Genomic DNA, 21,864 nt, shown 5'->3' with positions numbered 1-21,864 from the left:
TATATTCTGAAAAAAAGAAAAATTACATTGTTATGACGTTACGACTATTTATACTTTTCGGACTGATTTCATCAATTTCCTATGCACAAGATTACAATGAAACGCTTGATAACATTCGTGAAGCAGAGGCAAAATCTGCTTTACAACGCATCATGCATCGTTCTAATCTAAATACCGGGAATTATGATTTGAAATACCACCGATTAGAATTGAATCTAGATCCATCGGTTGCGTTTATTTCTGGAGATATCACCAGTTATTTTGTTGCAAAAAGCGATATGAGTTCTATTACCTTCGATCTAGCCTCTAACATGGTTGTATCTCAAGTTATGCAGCGAGGCAATTCGTTGTCATTTACACATAATAGTAATGACGAATTAATCATCACGCTTCCAGTCATCCAAAACACAGGTGTTTTAGATTCGTTAACGGTAAGTTATTCTGGAAACCCTGTGAGTTCTGGATTTGGGTCTTTTGAACAAACCACACATAACGGTGACCCAGTAATATGGACGCTTTCCGAACCGTATGGTGCAAAAGCTTGGTGGCCTTGTAAGCAAGATTTGATTGATAAGATAGATTCTGTCGATGTATTCATGACAACACCTCAATTTAATGCCTCAAATGAAGCATATATCTCTGTATCTAACGGATTAGAACAAAGTCAGACAATAAACGGAAACGAGAAAACCACTCACTTTAAACATCGTTATCCTATTCCAGCTTACCTCATAGCTATTGCTGCAACGAACTACGAAGTGTATAACCATACTGTTGATAATAATGGAAATCCATTCGAAATTGTGAATTATGTCTATCCTGAAAGCATAGTTACCGCTCAAGCAAGCACGCCAATTACCGTCGATATTATGAATTTATTTAATGGGCTATTTGAAGAGTATCCTTTTGCAAATGAAAAATATGGTCATGCCCAATTTGGATGGGGAGGCGGTATGGAGCATACGACAGTATCATTTATGGGGAGTTTTAATCGCAACCTTATTGCTCATGAATTGGCTCACCAATGGTTTGGTAATAAAGTTACCTGCGGTAGTTGGAAAGATATTTGGTTAAATGAAGGCTTTGCAACTTACCTTTCTGGGATTACGATTGAAAACTTAGATGGTAATGATGATTTTACGACTTGGAAACTACAACGTAATAATTCTATTACCTCAGCGCCAAATGGTGCCGTTTATTTAAGTGATATAGATACGCTAAGTGTCAGCCGAATTTTTAACGGTAGATTGAGTTATAATAAAGGTGCTATGGTTTTGCATATGCTTCGAAAGAGACTTGGAGATGCTGACTTTTTTCAGGCGTTACAAGCATACTTAAGTACTGCTGAGCATGCTTATGATTATGCAAAAACTGCAGATTTTATTTCAATTATTGAAACCTCTTCTGGTGAAGACTTATCAGAATTTTTTAATGACTGGCTGTTTAATCAAGGATATCCTAGCTATACTTTAAATTGGGGACAACCTTCGGCTACAGAAGTTTCCATAACCTTAAGTCAAACACAGAGTGACCCTTCAGTTTCATTTTTTGAGGCACCTGTTCCTGTAAGACTCATTGGATCTCTTGGTGAAGAACAAGATATTATTTTAGATCATACATTTAATAATCAAAACTTCATAGAAACTATTGCATTTACGGTTCAAGATATTTTGTTTGACCCAGAATCGGATTTGATTTCAGCAAATAATGAGGTGTTAAGTACCATTGAATTTGAAAATTCAAGACCACTTACAGTATATCCTAACCCTGTTTCCGAAGTGCTACACATCGAAAAACCTGATGCCATGTCTATTTCTGAAATACGAGTCTACAATACGCTTGGTCAATTAATAACACAATTTCCTTTTAGTGAATTTTTACACACAACTTCTTGGTCTCAAGGATTGTTTTTTGTTCAATTTCAAACCAATGAAGGCACCATTACTAAATCGGTGTTAAAAAAATAGGCAATACTTCTATTAAAATTTTCTAAATGCTGCTAAAACACTACTTTTGTCGCTTAGAATTTTTATGACTAACGATACATGGAGTTTGTAATTAGAATATCTCAATTTTTACTGAGCCTTTCACTACTAATCGTATTACACGAATTAGGACATTTTATACCAGCAAAATTATTTAAAACTAGAGTAGAAAAATTTTACCTCTTTTTTGATATCAAATACTCATTATTTAAAAAGAAAGTAGGTGAAACGGTTTATGGCATTGGATGGTTGCCACTTGGTGGTTATGTAAAAATTGCCGGGATGATTGATGAAAGTATGGATAAAGACCAAATGAATCAACCACCTCAACCATGGGAATTTAGATCTAAACCAGCTTGGCAACGCTTAATCATTATGCTAGGAGGTGTTACTGTAAACTTTATTTTGGCTTACATTATCTATGTCTTTTTATCATTTGCATATGGCGATACTGATATTGATGCCAACAGTGTTCAAGATGGTTACGCGGTCACTAATCCCATACTAACCGACTTAGGAATTAAAACTGGAGACAAAGTAATATCGATTAATGGTGAGGAAATCCAAATGGTTTCAGACATTAAAAAACGCTTAATCGAAGCCGAAAAATTAACCATTTTAAGTGATAATAAAACTAAAGAAATTACGCTTCCTGAAGACTTTCTAGGTAAATTAAGTACTGGTGAAAGTAGAAGCTTTTTTAGTTTACGCTATCCTTTTGTGGTAGACTTTACTATAGACTCGCTAGCTAACAAGGATGCAGACTTAAAAAAAGGAGATGTTATCACCTCTATAAATAATGTACCTTTAAAATATTTTGATGAAATAGGAAAAACCGCTGCTCCTTACAAGGGACAAGTCGTATCTGCAAATATCCTAAGAGGTGACAAAACTATTACCATGAATCTTAACGTTGATCAAAAAGGTAGAATAGGTGTTATGCCAGGAGGCGATTTAAGTGACCTTGAACGACTTAACTATTACGATATTGTAAGAAAAGAATATTCATTTGGAGAAAGTTTTGGCGTTGGGTATGATAAGTTCACTGAACAAATTGCTGCATATGGAGTACAACTTAAAAAAATATTTACGCCAAGTACAGGTGCATATAAAGGTGTTGGTGGATTTAAAGCCATTTACAGTATTTTTCCAAGTGAATGGAGCTGGGAATCCTTTTGGTTATTAACGGCCTTTTTATCGATTATGTTGGGTGTTCTTAACTTATTACCAATTCCTGCACTTGATGGTGGTCATGTGATGTTTTTATTATTTGAAATGATTTCTGGACGAGCACCAAGTGAGAAATTTTTAGAGCGTGCCCAACTTGTTGGATTTGTCATATTAATAACATTAGTGTTATTCGCAAATATTAACGATTGGATTTAAAAAAATTAATTAATTTTTTTAAAAAATTCTTTTTTTAAAGTTAAAAAATACTATATATTTGCGCTCGCTAAAGCGATTAACACTCCTCCTTAGCTCAGTTGGTTAGAGCATCTGACTGTTAATCAGAGGGTCCTTGGTTCGAGCCCAAGAGGAGGAGCAAAAGACAACCCGATACAAATGTATCGGGTTTTTTTGTTCTCAATTTCATCTCATATTTAATAGCTAAGTACTATAGTTTCTACCTTTGTAGAGATTTTTTTTCTTATTAACTAAAATTCAATACTTATTAAATATTGAGTTCTTTTCAATCAATAACCAGTTCTTGCTCTAATTGTTCTAAAGATTTTCCTTTAGTTTCTGGTAAAATTTTTAAGAGTATAAAAAAACCTATCAAGGCTATGACACCAAATATAAAAAAGGTCAATGTGTTTCCTAAATTCGATAACTCCCAAGGAAATATTAATTGCACTAATGAACTAATTAATGAATTAACAAAAGCAATTATACCTATTGCCAAACCCCTATATTTTAAAGGATATAACTCCGATAAAAGCACCCACATGACAGGTCCTAGTGAAAATGCAAAACAAGCTATAAAGCCTAAAATGCCAAAGAGTACTAGATTGGCATTCATGTGAGTAGCAGCCTCTAATATGGCTCCGTCATTTTTACTGTAGTTTGCATTGCCTATTACAGATTTTATAGCATTTTTAAAATCAATATCATTATTATAGGTCTTAGTTGCCAATGGCAATAGTTTATCAGATTCTGCAAATTCAAACTGAGAAATTTTTTCAGTTGAAAGTTGATAGGTTGCTTCACTAAATCCATAGGCGCATAAGAGCAAGCTAATAGCAATACCTGCTGTCCCTATCAACAACAAAGGTCGTCTACCCATTCTATCTATTAAATAGATGGCAACAAAGGTAAAAATCACAGAAATAGAACTTAATAATACCCCAGATGAAAATGCAGCATCTGTTCCAATACCCGTTTGCTTAAAAATAGATGTTGCGTAGAAATAAACAGCGTTTATTCCAGTAATTTGTTGAAGAACACCTATTATTAAGCCTACAACTAAGATAAAGCGTAACGACCGCTTTAAAACATCTGTTAGCTTTAATTTAGACTTATCCTTTGCTGAATTAAGGCTTTCTTCAATAGATGTGGCTTCTAATACCCCTCTTTCGTTTCCATAAAGCTTAATTATAACCTCTTTTGCTTGGGTGATTTTTCCTTTTAAGTACAGCCAACGGGGACTTTTGGGCACGAAAAACAAGAATAAAAAATATAAAATGGCAGGAATCAACTCTACACCTAACATCCATCTCCAAACATTGTCATCTGTAAGAAAAACACTTTCTGGCGTATTATATTTATTAAAAAAATAATTGCTTAAGAAGGCTGCAAAAAAGCCAAAAACAATATTTAACTGTTGTAAAGTAACTAGTTTACCCCTATTTTCAGAAGTTGATATTTCGGCTATATACATTGGAGCTAACACCAAAGCGGCTCCAAACGCTAAACCTCCTATTGTTCTTGCAATATACAGCATCTCATAAGAAGTAGCAATGGCAGATGATACTGCTGAAACTGCATATAGAAAAGCAACAAAAATAAGTAGTTTTTTTCTTCCTAGAAGGTCACTTAATCGTCCAGAAAACAACATTGCAAACATTGCTGCAAAGGATGGCGAACTTACTACCCAACCCGATTGAATTTCATTTAATTCAAATTCTGGGCCAGCATAAGACATGACTCCAGAAATAATTCCTGCATCAAAACCAAAAAGAAAGCCACCAAGGGATACTACAAATGCTATAAATACAAGCCTTTTATTCATAACTAACAATCTTTGCGTTTTTAATAAACAAAACATTCATTTTAATTATCTTCAATACGGTAAACGTTTTCATCAAAATAATGTTTAGTTTTTACAAGAGTTCCTTTTTTATTGTATTGTTTAGAATTTATAATTTTATCATTATGATACTTTTTTTCTTTTTCTATTGTTCCATCCTCACGAAATGTTTTAGATACTCCATGTCTATTTCCAAATAAATAGTTGGTTAGTTTTTTTACTTTTCCATTTGGAAAATAATTAATAACCACACCTTGATATTCACCAAGTTTATAGTCTATTTCATTTTCAACTTTTCCCGAATAAAAATATGATTTATAGGTATTTATTAAATCACCATTCAAATACTCCATTTCTCTAGATACATTTCCATTATCAAAATATGCTGTTATGATTCCAGTTTCATTTTCTAATGGTATCATTGATAGTTCTTGAGCATTCTTATCTAAATATGAATAACCAATAAGTTCGTCATGATCATAAAAACGAATTAACTGTAATTTACCTTCAGGGCTATAAAATTCTTTTCTCCCATGATTTTCTCCAAAATTATACTCAGTGACAGTATCTAAATGACCATTGTCATGATACGATGTCCATTTTCCTGAGGGTTTTCCTAAATCATAATAAAACTGGTTCTCCATCTGTTTATTTTCATAATAGTCTATAGCCTCCCCGTCTAATTCACCTAAATTATAGTTACGCTTTGATTTTATCTCTCCGTTTTCAAAAAACCAAATCCATTCACCATGCTCTAAACCGTTTAAATAGGTTCCCTTTACAGCTAAATTTCCTTCAAAGTAATATTCTAAATATTTTCCATGCATTACTGCATTAACATAATCTACATCAATATCCAATTTTTTATTAAAATGTCTATACATTATTTTGTAAGGTTTTTTTTCAGACTCAAACATTATTACTTCAAACTGTTTTCCGTTAATATCAAATCGAGTCTCACTCAAAATCTCTCCATAATTGTAGCTATATATATTACTTAATTTACCCTTTCCGTCATAAGAGACCTGATCTCCATGAAGTTTACCATCATGAAAATAACTCAATTGTTGTAAAGTACCATCTATGTAATAGTATCTCCATTCTCCTATGGCCAAATCATTTTTATAATAACCATGGGACTTTAACTGACTATTTTTATAATAATTCTCGTAATATCCATTAAGCAAATCTTCTCTATATGTATTGGTAGACTCGGTTTGGCCATTTTTATAAAAAGTTACATGTGCACCATCTGCCTTGTCATCTATATAATTCCCTTCTTCTATTTTAATTCCGTTATTCGAATAAAATTTCCATGTTCCTTTTTTTCCTCCTGAGTTGTCAAATAAACCTTCAGAAACCAATATTCCATTTGGAGAAAAGCCCTTGTAATAAAAATTATCGTCTTCTCTACTATTCTCTTCTATAATGTTTCCTTTCTTATCAAAAAACTTGTAAGAAACCATTTCTCCATTTTTGTAATTAAATTCATTAAATAGTAATCCATCATAATCATAACTAACATATAATCCGTCTAATTTCCCCTTAGAGTATTTGAATTTTGATTCTAATGTGCCATCTCTATAAAATCGCTTAACTATCCCTTCCAACAAACCTTTATCATAATGCCCTTCTTCATATATATTTCCATTAGAATGGTATGTTCTATATTCACCATGATAGCTACCATTCAATAGAGTTCCTTCACTAGACAGTTTTTTATTGATTCCATATTTTTTTTCTATACCATTTTTTACGCCTTCAGAAAAAAGTGTTTCACTATAAACGTTACCGTTAGAGTAGTATTCCAAAACTTTCCCTTCAATTAAACCATTTTTATAAGGGATATTAAATTCGACAATCTCTTGACCAACTGGAAAATAGGATTCATAAACACCATCTAAACTTCCATTGTTGTAATATTTTTTTTGAAATAAAGCCCCACTTTTACGATACGATTTATATTCATTATCAAGAGAATCTAAAGAAAAGTTTGCTTCGTAATATAATTTTCCGTTTTCAAACCATTGTTTATTGTTCCCATTAAGCTTTCCATGCTCATAGATTGCTGTTTCTTTTTTCTTTCCGTTAGGATGATACCATGTCCATTCTCCGATTTTTTGCCCTTCTAAATCTAACACTCCTTGGCTTTTCAATTGTCCATTTTCATTATAGTAAGTCCATTTACCAACAGGTTGTTCATCTTTAATTTCGCCAATAGCTGAAACATAAGAGTCGTTAAAGTAATATGTTACAACTTTATTTTCACCACCAATATTTTCTCTATTCTGTGCTATTATAGTTTTCCATTTTTCTCTAAATGCATTGTAAAATGCTGATATATTGTTTGATTTAATTTCTATAATTTTTTTGATGTCCTCATTTTCTGTTGAATATAGCAGCGTGTATATAAAATCATCAAAAAAATCATTTTCCATTATCCAATTATAAAAAGGCAGATATTTTTGATCCCAGAACCCATCATTTGCTTTTAATTCAACTAATTCATTGAGAAGTAAGTGATTCTGCTTCACTAAATTCAAATCAATTTCGTTTTTAGTTTTGTAACCTTTTTTTAAAGCAACCTTCTTGTTAAGAATATTATCTAATTTCTGAAAAACTGTATCATCAGGAGAGATTTTTATTTCAGGATTTGCTTCATTACTATTAGTTGCAGATACTATATTATTAAGCGATTTAATAATATCAGGTGCACTTGCCTTATCTGTTTGCAACAATAAATACATATTATAACACATCATTGCTTGTGCCATTTGTTCTTGTTTAAAACAAACATTCCCTAGTTTTAAGTGTGGATAAACATAATATGGATTTAGTATAATCGTTTTCTGATATGCAAGTATGGCCTCATCTAACTTTCCAAGATTCTCTAACGATATCCCTTTGTTATACCATAAAATATAATTATTAGGATATTGGATTAAGGCACTGTCTATAACATCAACAGCTTTTGTATATTCTTTCATTCTCATATATGCTACAGACAGATTGATATAATAAGAATGTTGTTCTGAAATACAATCTCTATCTAAGCCTTCATTGATAACTTCGATAACTTCATTGTATTTTTTCAATTCGAGCAAATAATAAGATTTAGATGTAAGAATTGAACAGTAAGAAGAATCATTTTTATTTATCTTATTGAGGTATTCTAGAGCTTTTGCATTATTGCCATTTTGACCATTATTAGAAGCTAGGCTTATAATTTCATCACGGTCTATGAATTCTAATTTCCCTTGAGAAAATGAAAAACTGCTCAATAAAAGAGCAGTGAAAAGTAAGAGTTTGTTCATATCATAAAAATAATAAAATAAACTACCTTAAATCGAATTTATCTAATCTTCTCAATAGAACACATCGTTTTAAGACATAGAAACTGATATAAATCATTTTTTTGCTTACAATTTGGGCATAAGTTTGTTTCTCAAATACAAATTATATGAGAACGACAATAATCATTCAAAGTTTGAAATGTGATAATTGTAGACCAACTGTATTGTCTGCTCTCGATAGATTTAAAGGTATATCTAATGTAGTTATCGATAGTACAATGGGACACTTAACTTTTGATTGCAGATCACATAATATCATTGAAGGGCTACGAGTATATTTAAAAGACATTGGTCATCCTATAACTAAAGACTCAAGCCTTATAAACAACATTTCAAAATAGTTTTTAAAATAATCGCAACTGACCATCTTTATATACTTCATGTAATTCGGTATTAAGCTTAGGCATGTTTTTTCCTCTAAAGTATTTTAGTCGCGCTAATTTTACTAAATCATTAATCTGTTTGGCGATTTCACCTTCACCTCTCATGCGTTGACCAAAACGAGAATCGTTGAGTGTTCCTCCATGACAATCTTGAATTTGATGCAATACTTTTTCAGCACGATCTGGCATTGCTTTTTGTATCCACTTTGTAAAAATCTCTCCTATAGCTCCGTTTAATCGTACAATAGTATGTGCTATACTTAAAGCACCTGCATCAGAAACTACTTTAGCTAAAGGCAAAATTTCATGACTATTAATAGATGGAATAATTGGGGCTAACATCACATTCACAGGAATGTTGTTTTCACTTAGCGTTTTCACAGTTTGTAGGCGTTTCTTTATCGTTGCTGTTCTTGGTTCTAATACGCGACGTGTCTCTTCAGATAATGATGTAATAGACACATTTACGCTAACTAAGTGTTCTTTGGTTAGCTGCTTTAAAAGATCTAAATCTCGAAGAATCAATGCGTTTTTTGTAATAATCCCAACTGGGTGTTTATACTTCAAAAACACCTTTAAGCAATCTCTAGTAATTTCAAATATTTTCTCAGCAGGTTGATAGCAGTCTGTGTTTCCAGACATTATAATAGGATAAGCTTTCCAAGATTTACGCTTAATAAATGTCTCTAATAATTGAGGCGCTTCTTTTTTTACCAGAATTCTACGTTCAAAATCTAAACCAGCACTATATCCCCAAAATTCATGACTATTTCTAGCATAACAATAAATACATCCATGCTCGCAACCTTGGTACATATTCATAGAATAAGCCATACCTACATCTGGACTCTTTACTTTATTGACGATAGTTTTTGGAAATACTGGCAAATATAATGTTCTATTGTGGTGAGGTTCCTCGCCTTCTTTTGCGCAATATTCCAGAAAATCATCACGTTGCTCATGACTTAATTCAAAAAACCGATTATGAACATTGTGTTGTGCACCTCGACCTTTGAGCAATGATTTTTTAAACATATTATTGATTTTTTGTAAAATTACAAAAAATCAATTACAAAAACAGATAGTTAGTTCAATTTATAATCGTAAAAATCCAAAGACACTCAAATATGTGAAAATTGAATATAAATGTGTTAAAACACTTGTTATCAGAACAATAAATCGATTGTATGTTTGCTAAGAATTTTAATAGAAACTTAATTTAAAAGCAATGTCAAAATTAAATCTAGCAATCGTTATCATGATAAGTCCTATATTATTAATTATACTAATACTTATCAGTCCTTTTTTTGCACTACATCGCTTAGCAGAAAAAGTGTAAAGAAATAATAAAGCAAATACATCTACTAGTTATTCACCAGGAAAATCGGCTTTACGCTTTTCTAAAAAGGCTGTAGTTCCCTCTTTGAAGTCTTCGGTACCAAAACACTTTCCAAATTGCTTAGCTTCCATTTTATAACCATTAACACCATCTTTAAAATTAGCATTAATAGATTTTATAGCAGCTTTTATTGCTACTGAAGAATTGCGCATAATTTTACTTGCAATTTTTTCGGCTAAAGTAATGAGCTCCCCTTCCTCGGTAACGTGATTAACCAATCCGTATTCTAAAGCTTTTTGAGCATCAATCATTCCGGCAGTCATTACCATTTCCATAGCACGTCCTTTACCCACTAATTGTGGCAAACGCTGGGTTCCACCATAACCTGGAATGACTCCCAAAGACACTTCAGGAAGTCCCATTTTAGCATTAACACTTGCAATTCTAAAATGACAAGCCATCGCTAATTCTAAACCACCGCCTAGAGCAAATCCATTTACAGCTGCAATCACTGGTGTAGACAGGTTTTCAATAAAATCAAATAAGAGCTTTTGGCCTTTTTCTGCTAACTTCTCTCCTTTTTTTACATCGAAATCAGCAAACTCACTAATATCAGCACCAGCAACAAAGGCTTTTTCACCACTACCAGTTATAATAATTACTTTAGTGTCTTTACTTTCATTTGCGTCTTCAATTGCATCATGCAATTCTTGAATAGTAGCCTTATTTAGTGCATTAAGTTTACTCGGTCTATTCACCGTAATTGTAGTAATTCCTTGATTTGTATTTGATAAAATATTTTGGTAACTCATAATCTATATCTGGTTAAATCTTAGGAAAAGTTACAGTAAATGTGGTTCCTTTTCCGTATTGAGATGTAAAGGTAATATTTCCTTTATAAGTTTCTACTATATTTTTTACCATTGCCAAGCCTAATCCCATTCCACTCGTTTTTGTGGTAAATTTAGGCTCGAAAATTTTGCTTTTATTCTCTTCGGATATTCCAGAACCATTATCTTCTACAGTGATTTTTACCATCTCATTTTCTGTTAAGACTCTCACTTCTATTCTCGGTTCATTCATATCTAAAGGAATAGCTTGTATCCCATTTTTCACCAAATTTGTTACTACTCGAATTAATTGGGTACGATCAAAATTGGCCATTATATCTTCATCTTCTGATGTAAACACAATATAATCTTCACTAAAAATATCTAATGCAAGTTTTACAATATTAGTCACATTGAGGGTTTCGTTTTGTTGTGCAGGCATTTTTGCAAAGTTTGAAAATGCCGATGCAATAGAACTCATTGTGTCTATCTGTTGAATTAGTGTTTGACTGTATTCATCTACTTTCTGATGGATATTCTCATCTTCTGGATTAAATTTTCGCTGAAAGCTCTGTACACTCAATCGCATTGGTGTCAAGGGATTTTTAATCTCATGCGCAACTTGTTTTGCCATCTCACGCCATGCTTGTTCTCGTTCACTTGTTGCTAACTTCACAGCACTTTCTTCTAGCTCGTCAATCATACTGTTATACGAGTTTATCAAAGTGGATATCTCTTCACTAGATGAGGCAATGTCAATTTTCTTATTTCGCTTTTCTAATCGTGTTTCATTGATTTTATCTGCAATGGTTTTTAAGGTTCGTGTGATATATTTTGATAGCAATAAGGCAAGAATTACAGCAATAAGCATCATAAATAAATAAGCATACCCTAAACGCTCTAAAAACTCGTTAAGCTCTTTATTTAAAAAATCGTCATTCTCTAAATATGGCAAGTTAAGTATGGCTAGAGGCTTTGATTTTGAATCATAGATATACGTATATGATGACTGAAATGTCTCTCCGTTCTTTTCATTTTTTTCTACATAACGATGGTCTACAGAATTGGAAATATCATTTAAAATATCAGTTTCAATACATTGAACAATTGAATCATTAGTAAAACTTGCTTTCGAAGTTATTAATAAGGTTCCATCCAAATCATACATATAAATTCTCAAGCTATGAATATCTGCAATTCTATAAATTTCCTCTTTGAAAATTAATGGTATTCTTTCAGTAATAACCTCATAAGAAGTCTCGCGAATTACATAATCGATATCACTAATAATAGCTTTTTCTTTACGCTCCAAACGTTCTCTGTGATAATCTCTTGCTTCTTCATTGTACTGATAAATAGTAACGGCAGCGATAAGAATTGATGCAATAAGCACCAACAGGATCATGGCGAAAAATATGCGGACTCGTAAAGACAGTTTTTTTAACCTCATCTGAAATATTGTAGTGCTCTAAATGTAGCAATAATTACGCCAATATTATGCATCTGGATTTTTACTCCTTATATTTTTATAGATTTTAAAACCTAGCATAAGTAATAGACCAAGTACAAAAATTCCAATAACACCAAACATCCAATTAATAGCACTTTTCAGAATCACTAAAAATATCACTGCAAATAAAATAAAGGTGGCACCTTCATTCCAAAGTCTCATAAAATTAGACGATTTTTTAACCTCATCACGTTGTAATTGTTTATAGAATTGATGGGTTTTTAAGTGATATAAGAATAATATGGCAACGAAAGTTAATTTCACGTGCATCCAGGGTAGCTTTAACAATACCGGATTTAACACTAGCAACCAAATAGCAAAGAAAGTTGCTAAAATAGCCGATGGCCATGCAATGATATTCCATAAACGTTTGGCCATAAGCTTTAATTGCTTTCCTAAAATCTCCTTATCTGGAGACGGCTTATGAAAAGCCTCAATTTGATACACAAAAAGCCTTGGGATATAAAACAAACCAGCAAACCAAGTGACAATAAAAATAAGATGTAAGGCTTTTATATAATTATAATATTCCATTAAAATAGCTATAGATTCTTCAACTTTATATTTGTTTTAACTCATAAGATTCTACTAAATTTGGCATAACAATTCAATTAATCTTCAATAAATAAATAGTTTAATTGCTTAGTGTTAAAAGCCGTATTAAATGCACTTATTTCATCACTAACTAGACTGTTAAAAGCATCTAACTGCATTTTAATTTTAGCTGTTAGTTCATTTTTTACAGCAACATCTTGATCTGTAGGTGCAAAATCTCCCATACCAACCAACGCATTTAAATGTCCGAGTTTGTTTGTCAGTCGAATAGGGAAATTTAAAGGATCTTGTCTACTACGATTTTTAGTTTGATAGAGCGCTTCTTCAATCTTAGTAAAATCCTCTCGGAGTGTTTTAGATTTTTCTAATAGATCTTTAACATTTTCATCGCCTTTGTATTGTGTTTCAAAAGCAGTCAATTGTTTTTTAATCTTTCTGATTTTCTTAATAGACTTATGAGCATCATCCATAGTTTTATTGACATCTTTGATAAAATTAAATTGCTGTTGCATATCGGCTTGAGTACTTTCTGCTCTTGGATCAGCAAGGATTGTAAACGTTTGAGGTAGCACTTCTTCATTAATATTTAAATGTACTTTATAAGTTCCTGGAATCGCTTGAGGTCCATCCAAACTTGCCCACCACAAAATCATACCTTCAAGTCTTTCGGCTCCTTTGTAAGTCATATTCCAAACAAACTGATTCATTCCTTTTTTAACTTCTAGTTTATCTTTCTTTTTATTGGCCGTTGAAAATGTCTTAATGGTATCTCCTTTTTGATCGAAATAGGTTAACGATACCTCGTCATTATCCTTATCATATTGTTTTAAATTGAAATAGGTAATGACACCATTAGGATGGTTGGTTCCTGATGTTTTGCTATGCTTTACATAGCCTCCATCCATTCTATAAGTATCTTTTGGCTTAAAAAGCGTGTTCTCTCCAGCATCAGAATTATAAAGTTGATGCAAGACAGTTAAATCATCTAACATCCATAGACTTCGTCCTTGAGTAGCAACAATAAGATTATTGTCTTTTATAGCTAAATCTGTAATTGGAACGATTGGTAAGTTTAATTGAAATGGCTTCCAGTTTTTACCATCATTAAATGAGATGTACATTCCGGTTTCAGTTCCTGCATATAACAAACCTTTTTTCTTAGGATCTTCTCTTAATACTCTTGTGAAATGTTCTGGATCAATACCATTCGTAATTAACTTCCAGGTTTTTCCATAATCAGTAGTTTTATATAAATAAGGCGTAAAATCTCCTGTTTTATATTTGGTTCCAGCCACATAACATGTTCCTGCATCAAAAGCACTTGGTTCGATACTATTTATCATCATCCATTCTGGCATGCCTTTAGGTGTCACATTTTCCCAGTTTTGTCCACCATCTTTAGTCATATGAATTAAACCATCATCACTTCCAACCCATAATAGGCCTTCTGTAATAGGAGATTCTTGTGCAGCGAAAATAGTACAATAGTACTCTACAGAGGTATTATCCTGTGTTATTGGTCCTCCAGAAGATTTTAACTTTTCTGGATCATTTCTAGTTAAATCAGGGCTAATAATTTTCCAAGACTGTCCTTCATTTTCAGTCACGTGAACATGTTGAGAAAAGGTGTATAATCGATCTGGATTATGTTTAGAGAATATAATTGGAAAATTCCATTGAAAGCGGTACTTCATGCCTTCGGCGCCATGACCCATCGGATTATCAGGCCAGACATTTATGGCTCTAACAGTTCCTGTTTTATGATTAACCCTTGTTAAAAATCCGTCATAACTTCCGCCATATACAATATCATTATCTTCTGGATCAATGGCGATATGAGCCGATTCTCCTCCAGCAGTCGATTCCCAATCATCATCTGTAATTGAACGTCCGTCAGTTCTATGTGGAATTCTTATGGTTGAATTATCTTGTTGCGCCACATAAATTCGGTACGGGAAATGATTATCTGTAGTGACACGATAAAATTGTGATGTCGGCTGATTGTGATAAGTGCTCCAAGTATCACCACCATCATAAGTAACTTGAGCACCTCCATCATCACCTATTATCATTCGTTGAGGATTTTCAGGTGCAATCCATAAGTCATGGTGATCACCATGAGGAGCATTATAAGTATTAAAACTTTGCCCGCCATCTGAGCTTTTATGATATCTTACATTTAATACGTAAACAACATCTGCGTCTTTTGTATCGGCATATACTCTTGTATAATACCAAGCACGTTGACGCAATTTACGCTCGCTATTCACTTGCTTCCAGGTTTTGCCACCATCATCACTTCGGTAGAGCCCGCCTTTATCCTTGTTTTCTACAATCGCCCAAACACGCTGGTTATTAACAGGAGACACTGTCATTCCAATAATACCTAAAGTGCCTTCAGGAAATCCTTTATTGGTAGAAATCTCGGTCCACGTTTCACCTTTATCGGTACTTTTCCAAAGTGCTGAACCATCACCTCCAGAACTTAAGCTATATGGCGTGCGTTGAACTCTCCAAGTTGAAGCATATAAAATTCTAGGATTTGTAGGATCAATTATCAAATCAACAACACCTGCTTGATTATTAGCAAATAGTGTTTTCTTCCAGGTCTTTCCTCCATCTGTACTTTTATAAATACCTCGTTCTTGCGTAGGCTTATAAATATTTCCTAAAACTCCTGCATACACAACATTATGATCTGTTGGATCTATAGCTATTCTGGGTACATGTCGCGAATTTTTAAGTCCGGCAGAAGTCCAAGTTTTACCAGCGTCAACACTTTTCCAGATACCATATCCAGAAGATACATTTCCTCGAACCGTTTTTTCTCCTCCACCAACATAAATCACATTTGGATCACTTTTAGATACACTTATGGCTCCAATGCTTCCGCCAAAAAATCCATCAGAAATATTTTCCCATGAACGTCCACCATTTAAGGTTTTCCATATACCTCCACCTGTAGAACCAAAGTAATATAAGTTCGGTTTATCAGGAACACCTGTTACTGCAGCACTTCGCCCTCCTCTAAAAGGACCAAGCAACCTATATTCTAGTGCATCATATTGGGATTCGTCATAAGATTGTGCTTCTAATTGTGTTACATTTCCGAAAAGAAACAAACACATTAGTATAGTGAGTAGTCTCATTATCTTGTTGGTTTTGTTAGTAGCTTTAAAAATAAGCATAAAAAAATATTATGCGCCAGTCTTATTCAATTTTAACTTGACTTCACGTTGTAAAAAGAACGCAGTTACAAAAGTTGATAATATATCTGAAATTGGAAAGGACACCCAAATACCAAATTCTCCAAAATATTTCGATAATATATACATCAATGGAATAAAAAACAGTGCTTGTCGTGTTAACGTAAGTATTAGTGCTGGAAAGGCCTTTCCAATAGCTTGAAAATAAGCAGCACCTATCAGTTGTAAGGCCAAAATTGGAACTGCCGCAAATGCCCAACGCATATTATTTGGCGTCACTTTTAATACCTCAGTATCTGTTGTAAACCATGAGGTAATAACTTCTGGAAATACCATTAACCCTACAAAAATAATAGTTCCAAAAAGGGTAGCATATTTTACAGCCGTAAATATGACAGCTTTAACCCGATCATATTGTTCAGCTCCATAATTATATCCAGCAATTGGGATAAATCCTTGTGTTATACCAAAAACGGGAAATAGTACAAACATCATCATTCGTCCTACAATAGCATATGCAGTAATTGAGGTTTCTCCCCCAAATTTAAATAAAGCATTATTTACCAATAGAAAAGTCACACTTACTACGGCCTGCCTTGCTAAGGTTACAAACCCTAAAGCCCCTATTTCTGATACGATACTTTTATCTAATTTGAAATGTGAGGTGTTAATTTTTAATTCAGAGTTTTTCGATAAAAAATACCATAAAATAAATAGAAAAGATACAATATAAGATCCTGTAGTAGCCCAAGCTGCGCCTGCCATTCCCCAACCAAGCACATTGATAAAAATGTAATCAAAGAGCAAATTTCCTATTGATGGAATTAACATCGCATACATCGCAAATTTTGGTTTACCTTCTGCTCTAATGACATTATTTCCCATCATGACGAATCCTAAAATCGGCACTCCATAAAGGATAATTTCATAATACACTTTTGCAGGATCAAAGATGTTCCCTTTACCACCAAAAGCTGGAATCAAAGTATCCACAAAATACAATCCAAATACAGCAAAAGTTACAGTAAACAACAAGGTAAGCGTGAGCTGATTTCCAAAAGTTTTGAGTGCTTTTGGTTTATTATTAGCGCCTAAAGCCCTAGAGATAATAGACGAACCTCCTATTCCAATAGCCATTCCTAAAGCTGCAATAAAAAACGATACGGGGAGCACAACATTAATAGCTGCAATAGCAGTTGCGCCAATCCATTGACCAACAAAAATTGTGTCTACCAAGATATTTAGAGACATCACCAATATCCCAATAGATGCAGGAACAGCTTGTTTAATAAGCAACTGACCTATGGGTTGTGTTCCTAAATCCTGTGATGAGACTTTTGCCATTAAGCAGTAGTGGTTTGAGTCATTGCCCACTCTTTAATCCAACCGGATAATATGTCTACAAATTCTTGATCGTCATTAAGGCAGGGAATCGTCGTAAACTCTTGTCCGCCCATTTCATGGAAAATTTCTTCGCCTTCCATAGCAATTTCTTCTAGAGTTTCCAGACAATCACTCACAAATGCTGGTGTTACGATAGCCATTTTTTTAACGCCTTCTTTGCCCAAACGTTCAATGGTTCGATCTGTATAAGGTTGCAACCAAGGATCAAAACCTAATCGGGATTGAAAAGATGTTGAAAAACTTCCTTCTTTTAAATTCAGTTTTTCTCCCACGAGCCTTGTCACTTCTTTACATTGATGCCTGTAACAAAATTCATGCGCTGGTGATGCCGTTGCACAACAACTCCCATCTATTTTACAGTGCGATTTAGTGATATCACTTTTTCTAATATGACGTTCTGGAACACCATGATATGAAAATAAAAGGTGCTCATAATCTTTACCTTCCAAATGCTTTGCAATAGAATTGGATAAGACCTCAATATACTTAGAATCGTTATAGAACGCTTTTAAATCTTGAATTTTCAACTGCGGAAAATGGGCCTTTCTAATCTCCTCTGTTAAGACCAAAATAGTTTCAGTTGTTGCCATAGCATATTGTGGATACAACGGAATTAAAAATACCTCATCAACACCTTTGTCTACCAATTCTTGCAAGCCTTTTTTAATGGTCATACTTCCATAACGCATGGCTAATGCCACAGGAAAATCGATTTGATTTTGAATCTTATCTTGTAAGCGCTCAGACAAGACAATTAAAGGCGAACCTTCCTCCCACCAGATCTTTTTATAGGCTGCTGCAGACGCTTTAGGCCTTGTATTTAATATAATACCTTTAACCAGCAATGTCCTAGCCCAAAGCGGAACATCAATCACACGTTCATCCATTAAAAATTCTCCTAAATATCTCTTGACATCTTTAGGGTTTGGACTATCTGGTGATCCTAAATTAACGAGTAAAACTCCCTTCATTTATTTCTTTTCTTTGAGTAATTCTGTTCTTATGTTTTCAGGAACAATTGTATCTACCAATTGCTTCATAGCATCATCGTTTCCAATAAATTTCCAACCGTCATATTGCGGGTCTTTTATGGCGAACATACTCGAATCCATATTCACCACTAATGACATTGTCTTGACATTAGACGTCACATTATCCTCCCCAAACTGAGTCGCCATAGTTGTTTTCATAAAATCTAAAAAACCTTTCTGCTCTTCTTCTGGTTTATCAAGCTCAGATGTAAACGTCATTTTCATTTTACTGTTATAAAATATCGCCGCATAAGTAATACCTTCAACTTCTTTATTATTAGTCACACTAGTCACGTCATTAGATAGAAACTCAATTTTCATACCTTCAGCATTGAACATTTGCTCCATAGACGCTTTCATCATATCTCTTGGAGCCATATCAAATACCTTAGGATACATATAGTCTAAAACCCCATCAAAATTTTGCTTAGTAATAAATTCATAATAGGTTTCAGCATGTTGAGTGATTTCTTTTTGGGATTGCGCTTGGCTGTTTAATGTTAGCAATAGTACAATTGTAAGGGAAAGTAAGTATTTCATAGTAAATTTTGTTTTTGCAAAAATACGACAGTATTTTTTATGTTTTGCTTCACGCAATGAAAATTAGGCTTCACTCAACCAAATGAACGTGTTACAAAATATGCGTTTTAAAATAATAGACTACACTATAGATTTGAATTAGAATATACGTAGAACTACGTATTGTTTAGTGTTTGATTTTTTCAGTATTTCACAAAATAAAAAAACATGAATATAAAACCCCATAAGGCTTTAATTAAAAAATTTATTTTATGAAGAAAAGAATCAACATTGGAATTTTATTTTTCGGAATTTCGTTTTTATTGACATCTTGTCAAAAAGACGATTTAAATATTTCAACCGAAACTTTTCAGGAAAAAAGATTCAAAAAAATCTCAATAACCGAATTAAATTCTAGGTTAGATGGAAGCAAAGATTATGATAAATTAAATATTCTTTTTGATATTAATAAAATTAATAGACATAGTGAGTTTCAGCGATTGGAGTCAGGTGACGAAGCATGGTTATTAACAGATGAAATTGTAATGATAGAAAGAGACAGTATGACGTTCTACACCTTTAGAGTAGGGACAAACAATACCGGTATCCAATTTTATAACTTTGTAACAGCTATTGACAATAATGATAACATACTAAGCATGCGTATGCTAGAATATACACCAAACGAGGAATGGTTACAAGATAACTCTCAGCCATTTTCTGGAACAATACAGCTAATAGAAAATACATTTTTCACTTCTAATGATATTACCAACTCATTTTATACTCGAAGTGAAATTAGTGATTGTATTATTGGTTTGAATTATGAATGGGATTGTAATGATGGATATAATCATCCTCCAAATAGTTGCCCTGCGGGTGGAAGTGATATTATAATTACACCTATCTATGGGCCATGTCCAGCAGAAATCGATGCAGGTGATTCGGCAGATGGTGGAGGGTGGCCAGTAGATACTGGAAATACAGGTGGTGGTTCAAATGATAACGACTCATCCAATACTGACAATACAAATGATAATGACAACAATACCGATGATGATTGTATTACTGACCTCAATGGTGATTGTATAGAAAATGATGACACGACCGTTCTAACTCCAAGAGCAACTGTAGAACCCAATCCATGTGATGAACTCAATAAACTAAGCAACGACTTTGGCACAAAAAATGCACTAACAGATTTAGGGCAAAATACGAACCAAGAAGATGAAAAGGGTTATGCATTAAAGAAAAACAGTTCAGATGGCTCTTATAGAACTCCTGAACCAACGCAAAACTCACAAGTAACGCCTAATCAATCTAACGCACAAATACCAATGCAAAATTATCTTGGAGGCGAATACATAGGGATTTTTCATACACACCCTAGAGCAAGTGATGGTTTTTTTCCAATGTTTGGTAGTGGGGATATCGATAGTTTGTTTTTCTTAGCAAAAAAACATAATACCAACGGTGGAGCAAAAACATATTCTGAATATGTAGTTACCCTAACGGTCCCCCAAGGCACCTATGCCATAAAAATTAAAGATCAACAAAAATTTGCTGTGGCAAGAAATTTGAAATGGACAGGAGATGATGGGTTTATAAGAAAACTAACAGAAAAATATGACTCTAGGAATAGCGAAGCAGACATCAACGATTTAATCAAAGATTTACTAGATGTTTTTAAAGATCTTGATATGGGAGTTGGGCTCTATAAAGCCAGTGATGATTTAAACTCATGGTCTGAACTCGTACATGATTTAAACCCGTTAAGTCCTACTTTTGGATATCCAATAGAATTTCCTTGTCAACAATTATAAAAAATAACTATGAAAACATTTTATACAACTCTAATCATTATTTTTTTTACGGCATCTATAGATGCTCAATCACCTATTCTACCTAGATATAATAATCCAGATGTTTGGGAACAAGATGATGCGTATTACAAAGATATTGACAACGTACAAGATCAATACGTAGGTACATGGCTCTACACCAATGGCAATACTTCGCTTGAGATACAATTAAGAAAGCGAACTATGGTTTTTGTTAACGGAACACTCGCAAATTACTACGTAGATGTATTAGTAGGCGAATACAAATACATAGAAAACGGTGTAGAGAAAGTGAATACCTTAGAGTATATCACCGCAGAGTTTATGGACAATACCGATTATAATTTATACTCTAATAGTTTGAGACATAAAAACACATATCCACAATGTAATGAATGTGCAGCTAATGAAAAGCGCTTGGTACTCACAATTAATGAGCCTTTAAGACGTCATATTGGTGGTTTAAGTGATGAACTTGTGATGAGGCGGTTTTTTGTTAATGGTATTGAGAAACTTAAACTATGGTTTAAGCGAAACGATAATGGTATTTACTATAATATCAGTACTGTTGAGTTAATTGAAGACGATAGCATAAATGGATATAGTTTACCTTATGGCGAGTATATTTTGGTGAAACAATAAGTTTTAAACCCTAAATTTT

15 protein-coding genes and 1 tRNA gene are annotated in these 21,864 nt (G+C 33.4%); 6 read left to right on the top strand and 10 right to left on the bottom strand.

Features of this window, described 5'->3' with window-relative positions; genetic code table 11:
- The first annotated feature begins 32 nt into the window (after positions 1-32).
- The 3 genes from ACTU6T_RS07020 (at position 33) to ACTU6T_RS07010 (ending at position 3,528) form a co-directional block, all read left to right on the top strand.
- A complete protein-coding gene (locus tag ACTU6T_RS07020; RefSeq protein WP_460220528.1) occupies positions 33-1,967 on the top strand; it encodes a M1 family metallopeptidase in 1,935 nt (644 codons plus the stop codon).
- Between the two features lie 78 nt (positions 1,968-2,045).
- The gene (rseP, locus tag ACTU6T_RS07015) at positions 2,046-3,371 is read left to right on the top strand and encodes an RIP metalloprotease RseP (RefSeq protein ID WP_460220527.1); all 1,326 of its coding nucleotides are present in this window, start codon (positions 2,046-2,048) and stop codon (positions 3,369-3,371) included.
- Positions 3,372-3,454: 83 nt separating this feature from the next.
- A tRNA-Asn gene (locus tag ACTU6T_RS07010) sits at positions 3,455-3,528 on the top strand.
- 147 nt (positions 3,529-3,675) lie between these two features.
- On the opposite strand, the gene ACTU6T_RS07005 is transcribed toward ACTU6T_RS07010, so the two are convergent.
- Positions 3,676-5,214 (bottom strand): sugar porter family MFS transporter, encoded by a 1,539-nt coding sequence (locus ACTU6T_RS07005; RefSeq protein ID WP_460220526.1) that lies wholly within the window; start codon positions 5,212-5,214, stop codon positions 3,676-3,678.
- Between the two features lie 41 nt (positions 5,215-5,255).
- A complete protein-coding gene (locus tag ACTU6T_RS07000) occupies positions 5,256-8,546 on the bottom strand; it encodes a hypothetical protein (protein WP_460220525.1) in 3,291 nt (1,096 codons plus the stop codon).
- A 146-nt stretch (positions 8,547-8,692) separates the two neighbouring features.
- Between ACTU6T_RS07000 and ACTU6T_RS06995 the strand changes: the two genes are divergently transcribed.
- The gene (locus ACTU6T_RS06995) at positions 8,693-8,926 is read left to right on the top strand and encodes a heavy-metal-associated domain-containing protein (RefSeq protein ID WP_460220524.1); all 234 of its coding nucleotides are present in this window, start codon (positions 8,693-8,695) and stop codon (positions 8,924-8,926) included.
- A gap of 3 nt (positions 8,927-8,929) precedes the next feature.
- Here the strand turns inward: ACTU6T_RS06995 and ACTU6T_RS06990 are convergent, their stop codons facing one another.
- From ACTU6T_RS06990 to ACTU6T_RS06955, 8 genes are all read right to left on the bottom strand, one after another.
- The gene (locus tag ACTU6T_RS06990; protein WP_460220523.1) at positions 8,930-10,003 is read right to left on the bottom strand and encodes a PA0069 family radical SAM protein; all 1,074 of its coding nucleotides are present in this window, start codon (positions 10,001-10,003) and stop codon (positions 8,930-8,932) included.
- A 333-nt stretch (positions 10,004-10,336) separates the two neighbouring features.
- On the bottom strand, positions 10,337-11,119 hold the full coding sequence (locus tag ACTU6T_RS06985; protein WP_460220522.1) for an enoyl-CoA hydratase/isomerase family protein: 783 nt from the start codon (positions 11,117-11,119) through the stop codon (positions 10,337-10,339).
- Between the two features lie 13 nt (positions 11,120-11,132).
- Positions 11,133-12,542: a sensor histidine kinase gene (locus tag ACTU6T_RS06980; protein WP_460220521.1), complete on the bottom strand. Its 1,410-nt coding sequence runs from the start codon at positions 12,540-12,542 to the stop codon at positions 11,133-11,135.
- 90 nt (positions 12,543-12,632) lie between these two features.
- Positions 12,633-13,181, bottom strand: coding sequence for a CopD family protein (locus ACTU6T_RS06975; protein ID WP_460220520.1), 549 nt, complete (start codon positions 13,179-13,181; stop codon positions 12,633-12,635).
- Positions 13,182-13,258: 77 nt separating this feature from the next.
- Positions 13,259-16,330 (bottom strand): WD40/YVTN/BNR-like repeat-containing protein, encoded by a 3,072-nt coding sequence (locus ACTU6T_RS06970; RefSeq protein ID WP_460220749.1) that lies wholly within the window; start codon positions 16,328-16,330, stop codon positions 13,259-13,261.
- 69 nt (positions 16,331-16,399) lie between these two features.
- Positions 16,400-17,752: an MATE family efflux transporter gene (locus ACTU6T_RS06965; RefSeq protein WP_460220519.1), complete on the bottom strand. Its 1,353-nt coding sequence runs from the start codon at positions 17,750-17,752 to the stop codon at positions 16,400-16,402.
- Positions 17,752-18,783 (bottom strand): ferrochelatase, encoded by a 1,032-nt coding sequence (gene hemH / locus ACTU6T_RS06960; RefSeq protein WP_460220518.1) that lies wholly within the window; start codon positions 18,781-18,783, stop codon positions 17,752-17,754. Before hemH ends, ACTU6T_RS06965 begins: the two co-directional genes overlap by 1 nt.
- The gene (locus ACTU6T_RS06955; RefSeq protein ID WP_460220517.1) at positions 18,784-19,383 is read right to left on the bottom strand and encodes a hypothetical protein; all 600 of its coding nucleotides are present in this window, start codon (positions 19,381-19,383) and stop codon (positions 18,784-18,786) included.
- A 251-nt stretch (positions 19,384-19,634) separates the two neighbouring features.
- On the opposite strand from ACTU6T_RS06955, the gene ACTU6T_RS06950 reads away from it, so the two are divergent.
- Entirely contained in the window at positions 19,635-21,185 is a 1,551-nt protein-coding gene (locus ACTU6T_RS06950) for a hypothetical protein (RefSeq protein WP_460220516.1), read from the top strand.
- A gap of 9 nt (positions 21,186-21,194) precedes the next feature.
- Positions 21,195-21,845, top strand: a complete 651-nt coding sequence (locus tag ACTU6T_RS06945; protein WP_460220515.1) for a DUF6705 family protein — start codon at positions 21,195-21,197, stop codon at positions 21,843-21,845.
- Positions 21,846-21,864: the final 19 nt, after the last annotated feature.

It is taken from the genome of Psychroserpens citreus (assembly GCF_055686305.1).
The sequence above is the reverse complement of the archived record's forward strand: the minus strand, read 5'-3'. Positions and strand labels throughout refer to the sequence as shown.